Here is a 15,058-nt window from a genome sequence, read left to right on the forward strand (position 1 = left end):
TTTTACTAATGATACAGGAATAAACAATTCTTTTCCATTCTTTTTATTGAAAATACGAATTTTTCTGTTAATTAAATAAAGAAGAATGACCTACAGTTCAGTCATTTTCCTCTTGAATATATTGCGCTAATACTGACTCTACAAATTGCAAATGCGACTTCATCGCCTTTGCAGCACCCTCAGCATCTTGTGCTTCGATTTGTTTGTAAATCAAATGATGTTGTTCGTTTAAAAGATCTAATGTTTGTTTTTCATCATATAAACAAATGCGGCGTGTTTCACGCATAGATTCAGACATTAAATCAGACACATGTTGCATTAATGTGCTAAGTAGTACATTATCCGCAGACTTTGCAATGGCTAAGTGGAAGGCTAAGTCAGCTCGCTCCCCTAGATCAGTGTTTTTTGTGTGATTGATCATTTCTTTTAAATGAACACGCATCACTTCCAAATCTTCTGCTGTTCTTTTTTGAGTAGCACTTGCGACAATACCTGTCTCTAAAATTTGACGTACTTCTAATAACTCTTGAATGTTTTTATTCGTCATGAGCATTGCACTTTGTATGGGATAAGCTAGATTATCTGCCGTGAATGTTTTCACGAATGTCCCTTCCCCTTGTCGCATTTCAATAAGTCCCATTGCTCTTAAGGAAGTTAGTGCTTCACGAATTGCTGATCTTCCGACTTGAAAATTGATTGCTAACTCTTGCACAGAGTCTAATTGGTCTCCCGGTTTCAATTGACCATCTTTAATCATTTCTAATAAGATATCAGCAACTTCTTCATAAATCTTTTTACGGGTAATCTTTTTATAGTTCAATTGTATATCACCTCTATTCTATTATAACCATTGGAAATACTATTTTAATAACTAATGTTAAATAATTATTGTGGATCATCTTAAACTATATATAGTTGCTTTGTTGTCTATGCTATAGGTTATAGGAGAAATTTCTATTAAAAATAATCAGAATAGCATTGTTTTCTTTCGAAGTTGTGATAAACTTTCTTATTTATTTGGTGGTAGAAGTATATAAGAGTTAATGATAAATTTGAGGAGCAGTGATGTAGTTATAATATAGACTAACGAGGTTTATATATATACTATTTTTAATTGTATAGTATAAAAAACATAGTTATTTTAGAAAAAATGTAGTCAAAATTAAATGTTCAAATGCTACAACTTCCTTTTATCAATTAATCATAGCTTTATATATTGACAACAAAACCGTCTGGACGGTACAATAAAAACACAAAAAAAGACCGTCTGGACGGTTTTGTTGAAAGTGAGGTTTCACACATGGAATCAAAAGCAACAATTAAGCGCAAACATATTCTGAAATCTGCTAAAGACTATATTTTGGACAATGATATAAACTCACTAACTTTAGATGCAGTCGCAAAGCAAGCTGGGATTAGTAAAGGTGGTTTATTGTATCACTTTCCAAATAAAGAAGCATTATTATTGGAAGTAACTCAATATATCTTCGAAGATTTCACTTCACTATTTAATGAGCACGCTATGAATGACTCGGTAGATAAGGGTAGATGGAGCCGCGCTTTAATTGAAGCAACAAAAGAGGATTTGAATCACAATGCTGAATTAAATGTAGGACTACTTGCTTCTTCTATGTTAAATCCAGATTTATTAACAAACATGTCTCAAAGCTATCAGTATATGCAAAATAAAGTGGAGCAAGATAGGATCGACCCAGTAACAGCAACTATTATTCGATTAGCAATAGATGGGCTTTACTACTCAGAACTATTTAATATAGCTCCATTAGATAAGAAATTGCGTGAAAATGTAATACAAGAATTAATCAACATGACAAAGTAGGGGGTATTCATCTTGAATCCATATATCATTTTGGCAGTAGCCATTATTAGTGAAGTATTTGGTAGTTCTATGTTAAAAGTTTCAAACGGTTTTAAAAAGCTGTACCCTTCTATTGGCGTAGTTATTGGAATGTTTTCAGCTTTTTACTGCTTATCTTTATCACTTAAAACCATTCCACTAGGCACAGCTTATGCAATTTGGTCAGGGGTAGGTACAGCCTTAACCGCATTAGTTGGTGTACTCGTGTATAAAGAAAATTTTAATTTTAAAAAAGCATTAGGATTAGTGCTCATCATCGGTGGAGTTGTTGTATTAAAACTCTCAAGTGGTAGCGTACATTAATCATTAGATAATCGGGGGTTAATAGTATGAAAGGTTATATAGCTTTAGGTATTTCCATCATTAGCGAAATATTTGGTACAACAATGTTAAAATTATCAGAAGGTTTTACAATTATACTCCCTTCTATTGGTGTAGTAATTGGTTTTGGGATAGCATTTTATTGCTTATCACTATGTCTTAAAACCATTCCATTAAGTTTAGCTTACGCTATTTGGGCCGGAATAGGGACTGCTATAACAGCGGTTATTGGTGTATTGTTATGGGATGATCCTTTTAGCATCATGACATTCCTTGGCATAGTATTAATAATTGGAGGAGTAGTTTTATTAAATGCTTCAAATAGTCCGGAAAAAGTAGAAAAACCATCAAGTTAAAAGCTTGATGGTTTTTCTTTATTCCATTTAAAGTGATACCAAATAAATCGAATTACGGTAATAATCTTTTGCGTTCATCTACACTTGGTAAATGACAACTAGCTGGTGCTTTCATTAGCTTATGACGATTGCGAGCTACTAAACGATATACTGGATTTCGTACGAACAAGGGAAGTAATTTAAAAATAGCGAACAAAGAAAAAGGTGCTTTTAAATATGGAAGTAGAAAAAATACCGCCTCTGATTCAGTCATTATGCCATTGGAACTTTTCACTACAACTGAATCGAGGCTCTCTGTAAGATTTGGTGACAATGTGTTTTTTGCAGTTTCACCCTGTAAAGGAGCAAAAAGAATATCATGATTCCGTTCATGTTTTAAGACGAACTGTACTGCCCACTGACAGAATCCGCAACTACCGTCATAAAAGAGAATTGGATTTTGATGACTGGTCATTACGCTCCCCTCATTTCTATATGTATTACTATTAATTGTACAATATCTAAGGCATATTAACAAAAAACGATTAGAATTTGAGATGATCCAACAATAATTCTACGACCCCAAAAAATAAAAAGCGAATTGATTATATCTTAGCAATTCGCTTGATAACTTTAAATTATTTTCAGAAAATTCACTTCTGTTATATCTGATTTCCCAGGCAATATGGTCAAGATAACTCTCATATCAGTGCACTTATCCCATTTAAAAGCTCTCAAATTACGATCTTGAATTATATTTCCTGCCTCATTTAGTTTACTAGATGGATTTATCATTTAGTAAAGAGTAAATATTAGTATTATGTGGAACACCATCTTGATACATATAATTTCTCAAAACTCCTTCTTTTTCAAAGCCTAATTTCTCCAATAACTTATTCGAAGAAGTATTTTCCACAAAAACAACCGCTCCAATACGCTTTATGCCAAGATTTTCGAAACCGTAAGTAATTACTTTCTTAACAACTTCCGTTGCATATCCACTTCCCCAATGTTCAGGAGAAAGTGCGTAGCTTATATCTGCTCTCTTATGTTCATGGGACCACTCTTGGAATCCAATTGTCCCAATAATTCCATCCACACCTTCTCGCTCAATTCCCCATTTGATGCCTGCTTTTTTCTCGTAATTATTAGAAAAATTACTGATAATTTGTTTCACCTGATCTAAACTTGTTAGTGAATTTTGCCCATAAAAACGTAATACATCAACATTTGAGAAGCAATCTAATATAGCCTGTGCATCATCTTCAACTAGTTCTCTCAAAATTAAACGTTCCGTCTTTAAAGTTGGAAACATTATGAAACACCCCTTTTCAAAAATTAACTAAAAAAACCAAACAATTTAACGTCACCGAGAATTGCAAAAAACTACCTAATGCCAAACTAGACACTAGGTAGTTTATATACTTATTTAAAACACTTTGCGAGTTGCTTCATATTTCGTAATTTGTTCATCATATTGGAATGTTAAAGAAATCTCATCCCAGCCATTTAGTAGCATTTGTTTATAGTAAGGATCAATCGTAAAATTGTATACTTTACCATTTGCTGTTACAGTTTGAGCTTCTAAATTTACTTCTGTTTCAAGTGGTGAAGTTTCGCCTGTTGCAAGCAATTCTTCTACTTCAGAAATCGTTAACTTAATAGGTAAAATACCGTTTTTGAAACAGTTATTGTGGAAAATATCCGCAAAACTCGGTGCGATAACTACATTGAATCCGTAATCTAAAATCGCCCATGGTGCATGTTCACGTGATGATCCACATCCAAAGTTTTCATGCGCCACTAAAATTTTAGAGCCTTGATATTGTGGTTGATTTAAAACGAAATCTTCAATTGGTTGATCATTTTGATCGAAGCGCCAGTGGTAAAAAACAAATTGACCAAAACCTGTACGTTCGATGCGTTTTAAAAATTCTTTAGAAATAATTTGATCAGTATCAACATTTTTTCGGTTAAGTGGTGTTAGTACACTATTCACTACATTAATTGGTTCCATCCTCTACGCCTCCATTACACAGGTACATTTAAAATTTCGCGAACATCTACGAAATGTCCAGCGATTGCGGCAGCTGCTGCCATTTGTGGGCTTACAAGATGTGTACGAGAACCAGCACCTTGGCGCCCTTCGAAGTTACGATTAGATGTTGAAGCACATCTTTCTCCAGCTGGAACAACATCCTCGTTCATCGCAAGACACATACTGCATCCTGATTCACGCCATTCAAAGCCCGCCTCCAAGAAGATTTTATCTAAACCCTCTTCCTCTGCTTGCTTCTTAACTGTCACTGAACCTGGAACAACAATTGCTTTTACATTTTCACTTACTTTCTTACCTTCAATAACTGCTGCTGCAGAACGTAAATCATGTAGTCGTGAATTCGTACATGACCCAATGAATACATGTTGAATAGCAATATCAGTTAAAGGTGTACCCTCTTGTAAATCCATATATTGTAGTGCTTTTTTAAGTGCTTGTTTATCTGATTCATCTTCGAAATCAGCTGCATAAGGTACGTGAGTTGATATCCCTGATCCCATTGAAGGATTTGTACCCCAAGTGACAAATGGTTCGATTTCATTTGAATCGATTTCAAGAACACGATCATATGTAGCATCAGAATCCGAAGCTAATGATAGCCAATACTCAGTTGCTTCCTCGAATGCATCGCCTTGTGGAGCATAGTCACGACCTTTAATATAATCAACAGTAATCTGATCCGGACTGATTAAGCCCGCTTTTGCACCTGCTTCAATTGACATATTACATATCGTCATACGTTCTTCCATCGATAATTGATGAATTGCATCGCCCGTAAATTCAACGATATGACCAGTTCCTACATCAATACCAAACTTCGCAATGATTGCTAAAATGATATCTTTTGCTGTTACGCCAAAGCCAAGTTCACCGTTTACACGAATTTCCATCGTTTTTGGTTTGTTTTGCCATAATGTTTGAGTTGATAATACATGTTCTACTTCACTTGTACCGATTCCAAATGCAATTGCACCAAATGCACCGTGAGTAGATGTATGTGAGTCACCACAAACGATAGTTTTACCTGGTTGTGTTAAACCAAGTTGAGGACCGATTACGTGTACAATCCCTTGATCCGGATGTCCCATATCTGCTAATTTAACGCCAAATTCTGCACAGTTTTCAGCTAATGTGTTAATTTGTTTTTTAGCGATTGGGTCATTAATCGTCGTTAAATTCTTTGTCGGTACATTATGATCCATCGTTGCAAAGCATAGGTCAGGACGACGTACTTTACGATTGTTTAAACGAAGCCCTTCAAACGCTTGTGGAGATGTTACTTCGTGAATTAAATGCAAGTCGATATAAAGCAAATCTGGTTTCCCGTCCTCTTGATATACGACATGTTGATCCCATACTTTTTCGATTATATTTTTCGCCATATAATATCACCTTTTCTTAGATATATGATGTCATAATGCTATCTGAAACGAAGCTAGTGTCTAGTTCATTGATGACTTTTTCTGTCCACTCAGCTGTTGTTAATACGCGACTTCCTGGAGTTGCAAGATCTCCTGTGAAATAACCATCTTCGAATACTGCAGCTACAGCACGTTCAATTTCAGCAGCTTCTTCATTTAAGCCAAATGAATATTTCAACATCATCGCAACAGATAAAATCGTTGCAGCTGGGTTCGCAATGCCTAACCCTGCGATTTCTGGAGCTGAACCGTGGACAGGCTCATACAATCCAAAATTATCAGAACGAATACTAGCAGAAGGTAACACACCAAGTGAACCTGTAATTACTGAAGCTTCATCACTTAGAATATCTCCAAACATATTTTCCGTTACAACAACGTCATACGCTGCCGGGTTCGTTATTAATTTCATTGCAGTAGAATCAACTAAACTATGTTCTACTTCAACATCTGGATAACCAGCCTTCTTTTCATCCACAATTTGGCGCCATAGTCTTGAAGATTCAAGAACGTTTGCTTTATCAACAGACGTTAATTTCCCTCTACGTACGCGCGCTAATTGGAAAGCACTATCAACGATACGTTCAATCTCAAATCGTGTGTACACTAATGTATCTAAAGCTGCTTTTTCTGTACGTTGACGTGGTTCGCCAAAATATAAACCACCAGTTAATTCACGAACAATTAGTAAATCAACATCTTTCACAATATCTTCTTTTAGAGGAGAAGCTTTCAATAGTGACGGAATTGCTTGCACAGGACGTAAGTTTGAGAATAAATCAAAATGCTTACGAATGCGAAGTAATCCTTTTTCTGGTCGCAATTCAGCTGGGTTTTGATCCCATTTAGGACCCCCAACTGCTCCAAGTAGAATTGCATCACTTTGTTCGCAAAGAGCAATTGTTTCTTGAGGTAACGGATCGTTATGTTGATCGATTGCTGAGCCACCTATAGCACCATAAGCGATGTGGAATGTATGATGATATCTTTTACCGACTGATTGTAATACTGACACTGCCGAAGCAACAACTTCGGGGCCAATGCCATCACCCGGTAGTACTGTAATTTTCTTTTCCATAAAAACTCCTCCTCTATATGATTAACGAATTAACTCTTTAGCTCTTAAACCTGATTGAATTATCTGTCTATTAATAGCATTTAAATACGCTTTTGCCGAAGCTTCCAAGACATCTTGAGCTGCATCACGGCCAGTAACTTTTTGGTCATTGTACGTTAAGTTTACAACCGCTTCTCCTAATGCATCACGACCCTTACCTACAGAAGTTACACGGTAGTCTAAAATCTCGACCTTAGAATTAACAAGTAATTCCAAAGTATTGAAGATTGCTTCAACAGAACCCGAACCAGTTGAAGCTACTGTTACTTCTTCACCATCTGGTTGAATTACTTGCACCGTTGCAGTTGGAATGTTCTCAGTACCGTATTGAACTTGAACGCTTTTTAGTTCATAAACTGGTATTTCTTCATATTGAATTTGTTGATCTGTTAGTAAAGTTAATAAATCTTCTTCAGTAATTTCCTTCTTTCGATCAGCTAACTTTTTGAATTCCGCGAATGCGCGATTAATTTTATCGTCGCTTAAGTCAAAGCCCATCGTTTCAGCACGGTCTTTGAAGGCGTGTCTTCCGGAGTGTTTACCTAATACGAGAGGAACCGCACTTTCTCCAATTAAAGCAGGTGTAATAATTTCATATGTTTCAGGATTCTTTAACATACCGTCTTGATGAATACCTGATTCATGAGCGAAGGCATTCTTACCTACGATTGCTTTATTTGGTTGAATAACGACACCTGTAAGTTTACTGACGAGTTGACTCGTACGTTTAATTTCTTGCAAGTTAATGCCAGTTTCGATTCCGTAAATGTCTTTACGGATGTGCATTGCAACAGCTATTTCTTCTAATGCTGCATTCCCAGCACGTTCACCGATTCCATTAATTGTACCTTCAACTTGATTGGCGCCATTTTCAATTGCTGCGATTGAGTTTGCAACGGCCATGCCTAAATCATCATGACAGTGAGCGGAGAAGTTTACTTTGTCACTACCTGTGACATTTTCTCTTAAATATTTAAATAGTGCACCATATTCGGCAGGGCTTGCATAACCTACTGTATCTGGAATGTTAATAGTAGTTGCACCAGCTTTTATTACTTCATTAATAATACGTACTAGGAAATCACGGTCAGAACGGAAAGCGTCTTCTGCAGACCATTGAACTAGTGGAAATGTATTTTTTGCATATTTGACAGCTTCTACAGCTGCTTCTACAACTTGATCTGGTGTTTTATTAAGTTTGTATTGCATATGAATCGGACTTGTAGCAAGGAATACATGAATATGTGGTTGTTCCGCTTTTTTTAGAGCGTCCCAAGTAATATCAATATCCTTTTTAATTGCTCTTGCAAGACCTGTAACGATTGAGTTTTTAACTGTACCTGCAATACGTTGTACAGCTTCGAAATCGCCAGGGGATGAAGCAGGAAAACCTGCTTCAATAATAGATGCCCCAAAGCGTTCTAGCTGTTTCGCAATTTCAAGCTTCTCAGCGGTATTTAGGTTAATACCCGCTGATTGCTCTCCATCACGAAGTGTAGTATCAAAAATTTCAATTTTGCGCACTATGAACCACTTCTTTCTCAATCTTTTTACCGTTATTTACGAAAGGCATCATTTCACGAAGTTTATCTCCAACTACTTCGATTTGGTGCTCAGATTCTGCTTTTTTAATAGCATTGTATTTAGGACGGTTTGTTTCGTTTTCGTTAATCCATTCTTTTGCGAATTTACCTTCTTGGATATCTGTTAAAACGTCTTTCATGCGTTCTTTTACAGATGCATCAATTACACGTGGACCAGATACGAAATCTCCCCATTCTGCTGTATCTGAGATTGAGTAGCGCATGTTAGCTAGACCGCCTTCATACATCAAGTCAACGATAAGTTTTAGTTCATGCATACATTCGAAGTAAGCAATTTCTGGTTGGTAACCTGCTTCTACTAAAGTTTCGAAACCTGCTTTTACTAGAGCTGTTGTACCTCCACAAAGAACTGCTTGCTCTCCGAATAGATCTGTTTCTGTTTCTTCTTTGAAAGTAGTTTCGATTACTCCAGCACGTGCTGCACCGATACCTTTTGCATAAGCTAGCGCTAAATCTTTTGCGTTTCCAGTTGCATCTTGGAAAATACCGAATAATGCTGGTACTCCTGCGCCAGCTTCGTATGTGCGGCGTACTAAGTGTCCTGGGCCTTTAGGAGCTACTAAAAATACGTCTACATCAGCTGGTGGAACGATTTGGCCAAAGTGTACATTGAAACCATGTGCAAATACTAGTGAATTTCCAGCTTGTAATCCTGGTGCGATTTCTTCTTCATAAACAGCTTTTTGGCGTTCATCTGGAAGTAAGATCATGATAACGTCTGCTTCTGCAGCTGCTTCTTTTACAGTTTTAACTTTTAAGCCATCTTGCTCAGCTTTATCGAAAGATTTCCCTGGACGGATACCAACTGTAACGTCGAAGCCTGATTCATTTAGGTTTTGAGCGTGTGCATGACCTTGTGAACCGTAACCGATTACTGCAATTTTTTTACCTTGTAAAGTTGCCTCGTTGATATCGTTGTTATAGTACATTTTTGCCATTTTAAATTCCCCCTGATTGGTTTAGTAGTTTTTTTGAAAAGCTTTTTATTGTAAAATCGAAAGTTGCGCTGTTGGTTTTACCTGTGCATCACGTACAAATGCTGTTACACCAGTACGTGTCAGCTCTTTAATACCATATGGTTGGATCAACTCAATGAATGCGTCAATTTTTTCTGGGTTACCGACGATTTGATAAGTTACAACATTTTTACCCATATCGATGATAGAACCACGGAAAGGTTCAACAATTGAGTTAATCTCCATGCGCAAATTCGGTGGAGCCACAATTTTAATTAGTGCAAGCTCACGTATAACAATTGATTTGTCAGTGATATCATTTACTTTGATCACATCAATTTGTTTTGAAAGCTGTTTGACCAATTGTTCAATTTTGTTTTCATCTTCTACATGTACGATGAAAGTCATTTTAGAGATACCCGGTTGTTCTGTATGACCAACCGTGATACTTTCGATGTTAAACTGTCTTTTCATGAGTAAACCTGTAACGCGATTTAAGACACCACTTTGGTTAATCACAGTTACTGTAATAACTCTTTTCATCCTTTTTTCACCCCAATCATTTCATCTAATCCTTTACCAGGTGCTACCATTGGATTAACAACTTCAAGTTGTTTTACACGACAATCGATTAGTACTGGCTCATCTGACAATAGTGCTTCAGTCAGTATATCTTCAGCCTCATGGATTGTATTAATGCGGTAACCCTTCACACCGTAAGCTTCAGCTAGTTTCACGAAATCTGGCTGAACTGGCATTAAAGAAGATGAATAACGCTCTTCATAGAACGTTTCTTGCCATTGACGAACCATCCCTAGACAGCTGTTATTTAAAATAACAATTTTCACTGGTAAGTTAAATTCTTTCAATAAAGCAAGTTCTTGAGATGTCATTTGGAAGCCTGCATCACCTACAATAGAGATTACTCTTTGATCAGGTTTAGCAAATTGCGCTCCAATTGCAGCTGGGAAACCAAAGCCCATTGTTCCAAGTCCGCCAGACGTTACCCAATTGTGGTCGGTTTTAAATTTGTAGTATTGTGCTGTCCACATTTGATGTTGCCCTACATCTGTTGTAACGATTGCTTCACCATTTGTAATACGATTAATTAGTTCCACAGCTTGTTGCGGATAAACTGTATCTGGCTCTTTTGCGTCATACCATAATGGGAATTCCGCTAAACATTCAGCCAAATACTCGTGCCAAAGCAACGTATCAGGTGTTTCAATCTCTTGCTTCAATAGCGCTTTTAATGCTTCTTTTGCATCTGCAACAATTGGAATATCAGTTGGAACGTTTTTGCCAATTTCGGCTGGGTCAATATCGATATGAATTATTTTCGCTTTTTGAGCGAACTTGCTTAGATCTCCTGTAAGACGGTCATCGAAGCGTGCCCCTATATTGATAAGTAAATCACAGTTACTAATCGCCATATTAGACGTAAATGTACCGTGCATTCCTGCCATCCCTAGGAAAAGCTCGTGTTCACCGTTAATACTGCCAAGTCCAAGCAAAGTATTCGTTACCGGAATATTGTGTTTTTCAGCAAATTCAGTTAATTCAACTGATGCATCTGCAGCTAGAATTCCCGCACCAGCTAAGATCAAAGGTTGTTTTGCTTCACCGATTGCTTTCACAGCCTTTTGGATTTGCAAAAAGTTCGGATGCAATGTCGGCTGATAACCTGGTAAATCAATCGGAGCATTATCATCTACTTCTGATTCAAAGATCGTGTTTGCGATATCTTTTGGAATATCAACCAGTACTGGTCCTTTACGACCAGTTGAAGCAATGTGGAATGCTTCCTTTACGATTCTTGGAATATCATTAATGTTCTTCACTTGATAATTATGCTTTGTAATCGGTTGTGTAATGCCAACAATATCAGCTTCTTGGAAAGCATCTGTCCCAACGACTGTTGTTGCAACTTGACCTGTAAATACCACAAGTGGAAGAGAATCCATCATCGCATCTGTAATACCTGTGACAAGGTTTGTAGCTCCCGGTCCAGATGTAGCAATAACTACGCCTGCTTTGCCTGATACGCGAGCATAACCTTCTGCAGCGTGAATTGCTCCTTGCTCATGTCTGGCGAGTATATGTTTAATCGGGTCTTTGTATAGTGCGTCATATAATGGTAAGACAGCACCACCTGGATATCCGAAAATAATTTCAACATTTTGTTTCTTTAACGATTCGATGAATAATGCAGCACCATTTTGTTGCTTTTTAATTTCTTGTTTGGCCTCTTCCGGTGCTGATTCTCTACTCTTTACTGGAACTTGTGCATTCATCATATAACTCCTCCCTAAATTTTTATATAAAAAAAGCCCATTTCTCCGCACGCAAAGAAAACCTTTACGTAGGGATGAAAATAAGCTTTTCATGGTACCACCCTTGTTCATAGTCAAAAGACTACCTCTTGAATAGACGAATCTATTCTTTATCTAACGAGCGCAATTGGTTGCGCCCGGGGTTACCTAATTACTTAAGTGTTTAGCAACCCACTCCGAGGGGATGTCGGATATAGTTGTATTACCGGCTCCCAGCACTACCGGCTCTCTGTGAATACTAAAATCTATAACCTTTAACCTCATCAACGATTTCTATATTTGATTGTCAAACTAAATTTTCATTACGCCACCCGTAGAAGCGCTCGTTACTAGCTTAGAATATCTTGCTAAGTAACCTTTTTTAATCTTTGGTTCAAAAGGTTTTAAGTTTTGCTTTCTTTCAGCTAAAATTTCAGCGGAAACTTGTAATTCTATCGAACGGTTTGTTAGATCAATAGATATTGTGTCACCATTCTCTACTAATGCAATCGGTCCACCATCAGCAGCTTCTGGAGAGATGTGCCCGATTGAGATACCGCGTGATGCACCTGAGAAACGACCATCTGTAATAAGTGCTACCTCTTTACCTAGACCACGCCCCATAATAGCGGAAGTTGGTGCAAGCATTTCAGGCATTCCCGGTCCGCCTTTAGGTCCTTCATAACGAATAACCACTACATGACCTGCTTGAACTGTACCATTATCGATGTTTTCTTGAGCTTCCTCTTGAGAATCAAAGACAATAGCTTCACCTGTGAACTCCTTGATAGAAGGATCAACAGCACCTACTTTAATAACAGCCCCTTCAGGAGCAATGTTACCGAATAGTACTGATAAACCACCTACAGGACTATATGGATTATCTTTTGTACGTATGACATCTGTATTTGTAATTTCATACCCTGCTACATCTTCAGCAATTGTTTTACCTGTTATAGTGATTCGATCTTTATGAATGGCCCCATCAATTTTACAAAGCTCATTGACGATTGCACTAACACCACCTGCAAGATGAACATCATGCATTGAATAATTTGAAGCTGGCATGATTTTCGATAAATATGGTACCCGTTCAGCAACCTTATTAATGTCTTCTATGTTGTAATCAATTTCTGCTTCATGAGCGATTGCTAATGTATGTAAAACAGTATTAGTTGAACCTCCCATTGCCATATCAAGAGCAAAAGCATCATCGATTGTTTCTTTCGTAATGATATCGCGCGGCTTTACATCATCCTTAATCATCTGGACTAAATGTTTTGCAGCGTCTTTGATCAATTGATGACGTGCATCAGAAGTTGCTAAGATCGTACCGTTTCCTGGTAAAGCCATTCCTAGCATTTCCATAAGAGAGTTCATAGAGTTAGCAGTGAACATCCCTGAGCATGAACCACAAGTCGGACACGCGTTATCTTCAATATCCTTTAATTGCTCTGCAGTCATTTGACCACTTTTATAAGCACCAACGCCTTCAAATACAGAAGTTAATGAAAGTTGCTCTCCTGTAGAAGAAACACCTGCTTCCATCGGGCCACCTGATACAAATACTGAAGGAACATTCGTACGAACTGCTGCCATCAACATGCCTGGTGTGATTTTGTCACAGTTTGGAATGTAGAATACACCATCAAACCAGTGTGCATTAATAACTGTTTCTGCTGAATCTGCGATTAGTTCGCGGCTTGGTAATGAATAGCGCATTCCGATATGACCCATAGCAATCCCATCATCTACACCGATTGTATTGAATTCGAATGGAATCCCGCCCGCTTCTCGAATGGCTTCTTTTACAACTTCTGCAAACTTTTGAAGATGAACATGACCTGGAATAATATCAATATAAGAATTACAAACTCCTATAAATGGTTTATCTAAATCTTTTGTTTTAACACCTGTTGCATATAGTAAACTTCTATGCGGAGCACGATCGACTCCCTTTTTTATCATGTCACTTCTCATTTTAAACGCCCCTCATTACACTACTGTAGTTTTTTCGTCGTATGCTTTCACGCCATCTTGTTCAACGATTGCACGGAAACCCTCTAGAATGTCATTTGTCACTTTACCAGGAGTACCGTCGCCTATGACTCGGCCGTCTACCTTTACTACAGCGATTACTTCAACAGCTGTACCTGTTAAGAATACTTCATCAGCTACATATACATCATGTCTAGTAAACACACCTTCAATTGCTTCGTACCCTTTATTAGCAGCAACTTCTAAGATCGCATTTCGCGTAATCCCTTCTAAAGCACCGATATAACCTGGAGGTGTGATTAATTTATTGTCTTTAATGATAAAGATATTATCGCTTGAACCTTCAGCTACATAACCTTCACCATTCATCATTAACGCTTCAGAAACACCTGCTAAGTTAGCTTCTATTTTAACTAAAATATTATTCAAATAGTTTAATGTTTTCGTTTTTGGACTTAATACATCAGAACGGTTACGACGGCTTGAAGCTGAAACAATCTCAATACCAGTTTCGTAAAGCTCTGCTGGGAATAAAGCTAGTGGCTCAGCGATTACAATTACGCTTGCTTGCTTACAACTTCTAGGATCAATTCCTAAGTTTCCAACGCCACGTGAAACGATTAAACGGATATAAGCACTTTGTAGAGAATTTACTTTTATTGTTTCTTTCACTACTTCAGTCATTTCTTCGATTGTGTATGGAATTTCTAGTAAAATGGATTTTGCTGATTCATAGAGTCTTACTAAGTGTTCTTCTAAACGAAAGATGTTTCCGTTATATGAACGAATACCTTCAAACACTCCGTCACCATATAAAAAGCCGTGATCATAAACTGATACTTTCGCATCTTCCTTCTTAACAAAATCTCCATCAAGATAAATTAACTGGTTTCCCATACCTATCACTCTTTCTTTAAATAACATAGTCACGTTTTTGAATGTTGTCTCAAACGTTTTTTTAAATTGTTGCTATCATAGTACGTATTTGAACCCACGTCAACCTTATTTTTTGAATTGTTTATCAATTTAAAATATTTAATTATTACTGTATGCGTT

General features: G+C 37.2%; 15 protein-coding genes. 3 read left to right on the forward strand and 12 right to left on the reverse strand.

Translation table 11 applies throughout. From position 1 onward, the window contains the following. Positions 1 to 97: 97 nt before the first annotated feature. Positions 98 to 820, reverse strand: a complete 723-nt coding sequence (locus AMD00_RS02240) for a FadR/GntR family transcriptional regulator (protein ID WP_053415469.1) — start codon at positions 818 to 820, stop codon at positions 98 to 100. A 480-nt stretch (positions 821 to 1,300) separates the two neighbouring features. Between AMD00_RS02240 and AMD00_RS02245 the strand changes: the two genes are divergently transcribed. The 3 genes from AMD00_RS02245 to AMD00_RS02255 are packed head-to-tail and all read left to right on the forward strand — an operon-like array spanning position 1,301 to position 2,556. Beyond that, positions 1,301 to 1,840, forward strand: a complete 540-nt coding sequence (locus tag AMD00_RS02245; RefSeq protein ID WP_053415470.1) for a TetR/AcrR family transcriptional regulator — start codon at positions 1,301 to 1,303, stop codon at positions 1,838 to 1,840. 12 nt (positions 1,841 to 1,852) lie between these two features. Further along, positions 1,853 to 2,182, forward strand: a complete 330-nt coding sequence (locus tag AMD00_RS02250; RefSeq protein WP_053415471.1) for a DMT family transporter — start codon at positions 1,853 to 1,855, stop codon at positions 2,180 to 2,182. 26 nt (positions 2,183 to 2,208) lie between these two features. Next, positions 2,209 to 2,556: a DMT family transporter gene (locus tag AMD00_RS02255; RefSeq protein ID WP_053415472.1), complete on the forward strand. Its 348-nt coding sequence runs from the start codon at positions 2,209 to 2,211 to the stop codon at positions 2,554 to 2,556. Positions 2,557 to 2,608: 52 nt separating this feature from the next. Here the strand turns inward: AMD00_RS02255 and AMD00_RS02260 are convergent, their stop codons facing one another. From AMD00_RS02260 to ilvE, 11 genes are all read right to left on the reverse strand, one after another. After that, complete coding sequence (locus tag AMD00_RS02260) at positions 2,609 to 3,010, reverse strand: thiol-disulfide oxidoreductase DCC family protein (RefSeq protein WP_053415473.1); 402 nt, start codon at positions 3,008 to 3,010, stop codon at positions 2,609 to 2,611. 303 nt (positions 3,011 to 3,313) lie between these two features. Further along, on the reverse strand, positions 3,314 to 3,850 hold the full coding sequence (locus AMD00_RS02265; RefSeq protein ID WP_053415474.1) for a GNAT family N-acetyltransferase: 537 nt from the start codon (positions 3,848 to 3,850) through the stop codon (positions 3,314 to 3,316). Between the two features lie 114 nt (positions 3,851 to 3,964). After that, positions 3,965 to 4,552, reverse strand: a complete 588-nt coding sequence (leuD, locus tag AMD00_RS02270; RefSeq protein ID WP_053415475.1) for a 3-isopropylmalate dehydratase small subunit — start codon at positions 4,550 to 4,552, stop codon at positions 3,965 to 3,967. A gap of 14 nt (positions 4,553 to 4,566) precedes the next feature. Beyond that, on the reverse strand, positions 4,567 to 5,976 hold the full coding sequence (leuC, locus tag AMD00_RS02275) for a 3-isopropylmalate dehydratase large subunit (protein WP_053415476.1): 1,410 nt from the start codon (positions 5,974 to 5,976) through the stop codon (positions 4,567 to 4,569). Positions 5,977 to 5,992: 16 nt separating this feature from the next. Further along, the gene (gene leuB / locus AMD00_RS02280; protein ID WP_053415477.1) at positions 5,993 to 7,093 is read right to left on the reverse strand and encodes a 3-isopropylmalate dehydrogenase; all 1,101 of its coding nucleotides are present in this window, start codon (positions 7,091 to 7,093) and stop codon (positions 5,993 to 5,995) included. 21 nt (positions 7,094 to 7,114) lie between these two features. Beyond that, a complete protein-coding gene (locus AMD00_RS02285) occupies positions 7,115 to 8,656 on the reverse strand; it encodes a 2-isopropylmalate synthase (protein WP_053415478.1) in 1,542 nt (513 codons plus the stop codon). After that, positions 8,643 to 9,674, reverse strand: a complete 1,032-nt coding sequence (gene ilvC, locus AMD00_RS02290) for a ketol-acid reductoisomerase (RefSeq protein WP_053415479.1) — start codon at positions 9,672 to 9,674, stop codon at positions 8,643 to 8,645. Before ilvC ends, AMD00_RS02285 begins: the two co-directional genes overlap by 14 nt. Before the next feature lie 45 nt (positions 9,675 to 9,719). Next, on the reverse strand, positions 9,720 to 10,235 hold the full coding sequence (ilvN, locus tag AMD00_RS02295) for an acetolactate synthase small subunit (RefSeq protein WP_053415480.1): 516 nt from the start codon (positions 10,233 to 10,235) through the stop codon (positions 9,720 to 9,722). Beyond that, positions 10,232 to 11,986, reverse strand: a complete 1,755-nt coding sequence (ilvB, locus tag AMD00_RS02300; RefSeq protein ID WP_053416756.1) for a biosynthetic-type acetolactate synthase large subunit — start codon at positions 11,984 to 11,986, stop codon at positions 10,232 to 10,234. Before ilvB ends, ilvN begins: the two co-directional genes overlap by 4 nt. Positions 11,987 to 12,316: 330 nt before the next feature. Then, entirely contained in the window at positions 12,317 to 13,984 is a 1,668-nt protein-coding gene (ilvD, locus tag AMD00_RS02305; RefSeq protein WP_053415481.1) for a dihydroxy-acid dehydratase, read from the reverse strand. 15 nt (positions 13,985 to 13,999) lie between these two features. Then, positions 14,000 to 14,899: a branched-chain-amino-acid transaminase gene (gene ilvE / locus AMD00_RS02310; RefSeq protein ID WP_053415482.1), complete on the reverse strand. Its 900-nt coding sequence runs from the start codon at positions 14,897 to 14,899 to the stop codon at positions 14,000 to 14,002. Between the last annotated feature and the right edge of the window lie 159 nt (positions 14,900 to 15,058).

The sequence above is a fragment of the Viridibacillus arvi genome (assembly GCF_001274945.1).
GTDB lineage: Bacteria > Bacillota > Bacilli > Bacillales_A > Planococcaceae > Viridibacillus > Viridibacillus arvi.

Excerpts from the sequence above, each read along its gene's own strand:
- ilvB (WP_053416756.1), bottom strand. The coding sequence starts at position 11,986 with ATGAATGCACAAGTTCCAGTAAAGAGTAGAGAATCAGCACCGGAAGAG.
- ilvN (WP_053415480.1), bottom strand. The coding sequence starts at position 10,235 with ATGAAAAGAGTTATTACAGTAACTGTGATTAACCAAAGTGGTGTCTTA.
- ilvE (WP_053415482.1), bottom strand. The coding sequence starts at position 14,899 with ATGGGAAACCAGTTAATTTATCTTGATGGAGATTTTGTTAAGAAGGAA.
- leuC (WP_053415476.1), bottom strand. The coding sequence starts at position 5,976 with ATGGCGAAAAATATAATCGAAAAAGTATGGGATCAACATGTCGTATAT.
- ilvC (WP_053415479.1), bottom strand. The coding sequence starts at position 9,674 with ATGGCAAAAATGTACTATAACAACGATATCAACGAGGCAACTTTACAA.
- leuB (WP_053415477.1), bottom strand. The coding sequence starts at position 7,093 with ATGGAAAAGAAAATTACAGTACTACCGGGTGATGGCATTGGCCCCGAA.
- AMD00_RS02260 (WP_053415473.1), bottom strand. The coding sequence starts at position 3,010 with ATGACCAGTCATCAAAATCCAATTCTCTTTTATGACGGTAGTTGCGGA.
- leuD (WP_053415475.1), bottom strand. The coding sequence starts at position 4,552 with ATGGAACCAATTAATGTAGTGAATAGTGTACTAACACCACTTAACCGA.
- AMD00_RS02255 (WP_053415472.1), top strand. The coding sequence starts at position 2,209 with ATGAAAGGTTATATAGCTTTAGGTATTTCCATCATTAGCGAAATATTT.
- AMD00_RS02245 (WP_053415470.1), top strand. The coding sequence starts at position 1,301 with ATGGAATCAAAAGCAACAATTAAGCGCAAACATATTCTGAAATCTGCT.
- ilvD (WP_053415481.1), bottom strand. The coding sequence starts at position 13,984 with ATGAGAAGTGACATGATAAAAAAGGGAGTCGATCGTGCTCCGCATAGA.
- AMD00_RS02265 (WP_053415474.1), bottom strand. The coding sequence starts at position 3,850 with ATGTTTCCAACTTTAAAGACGGAACGTTTAATTTTGAGAGAACTAGTT.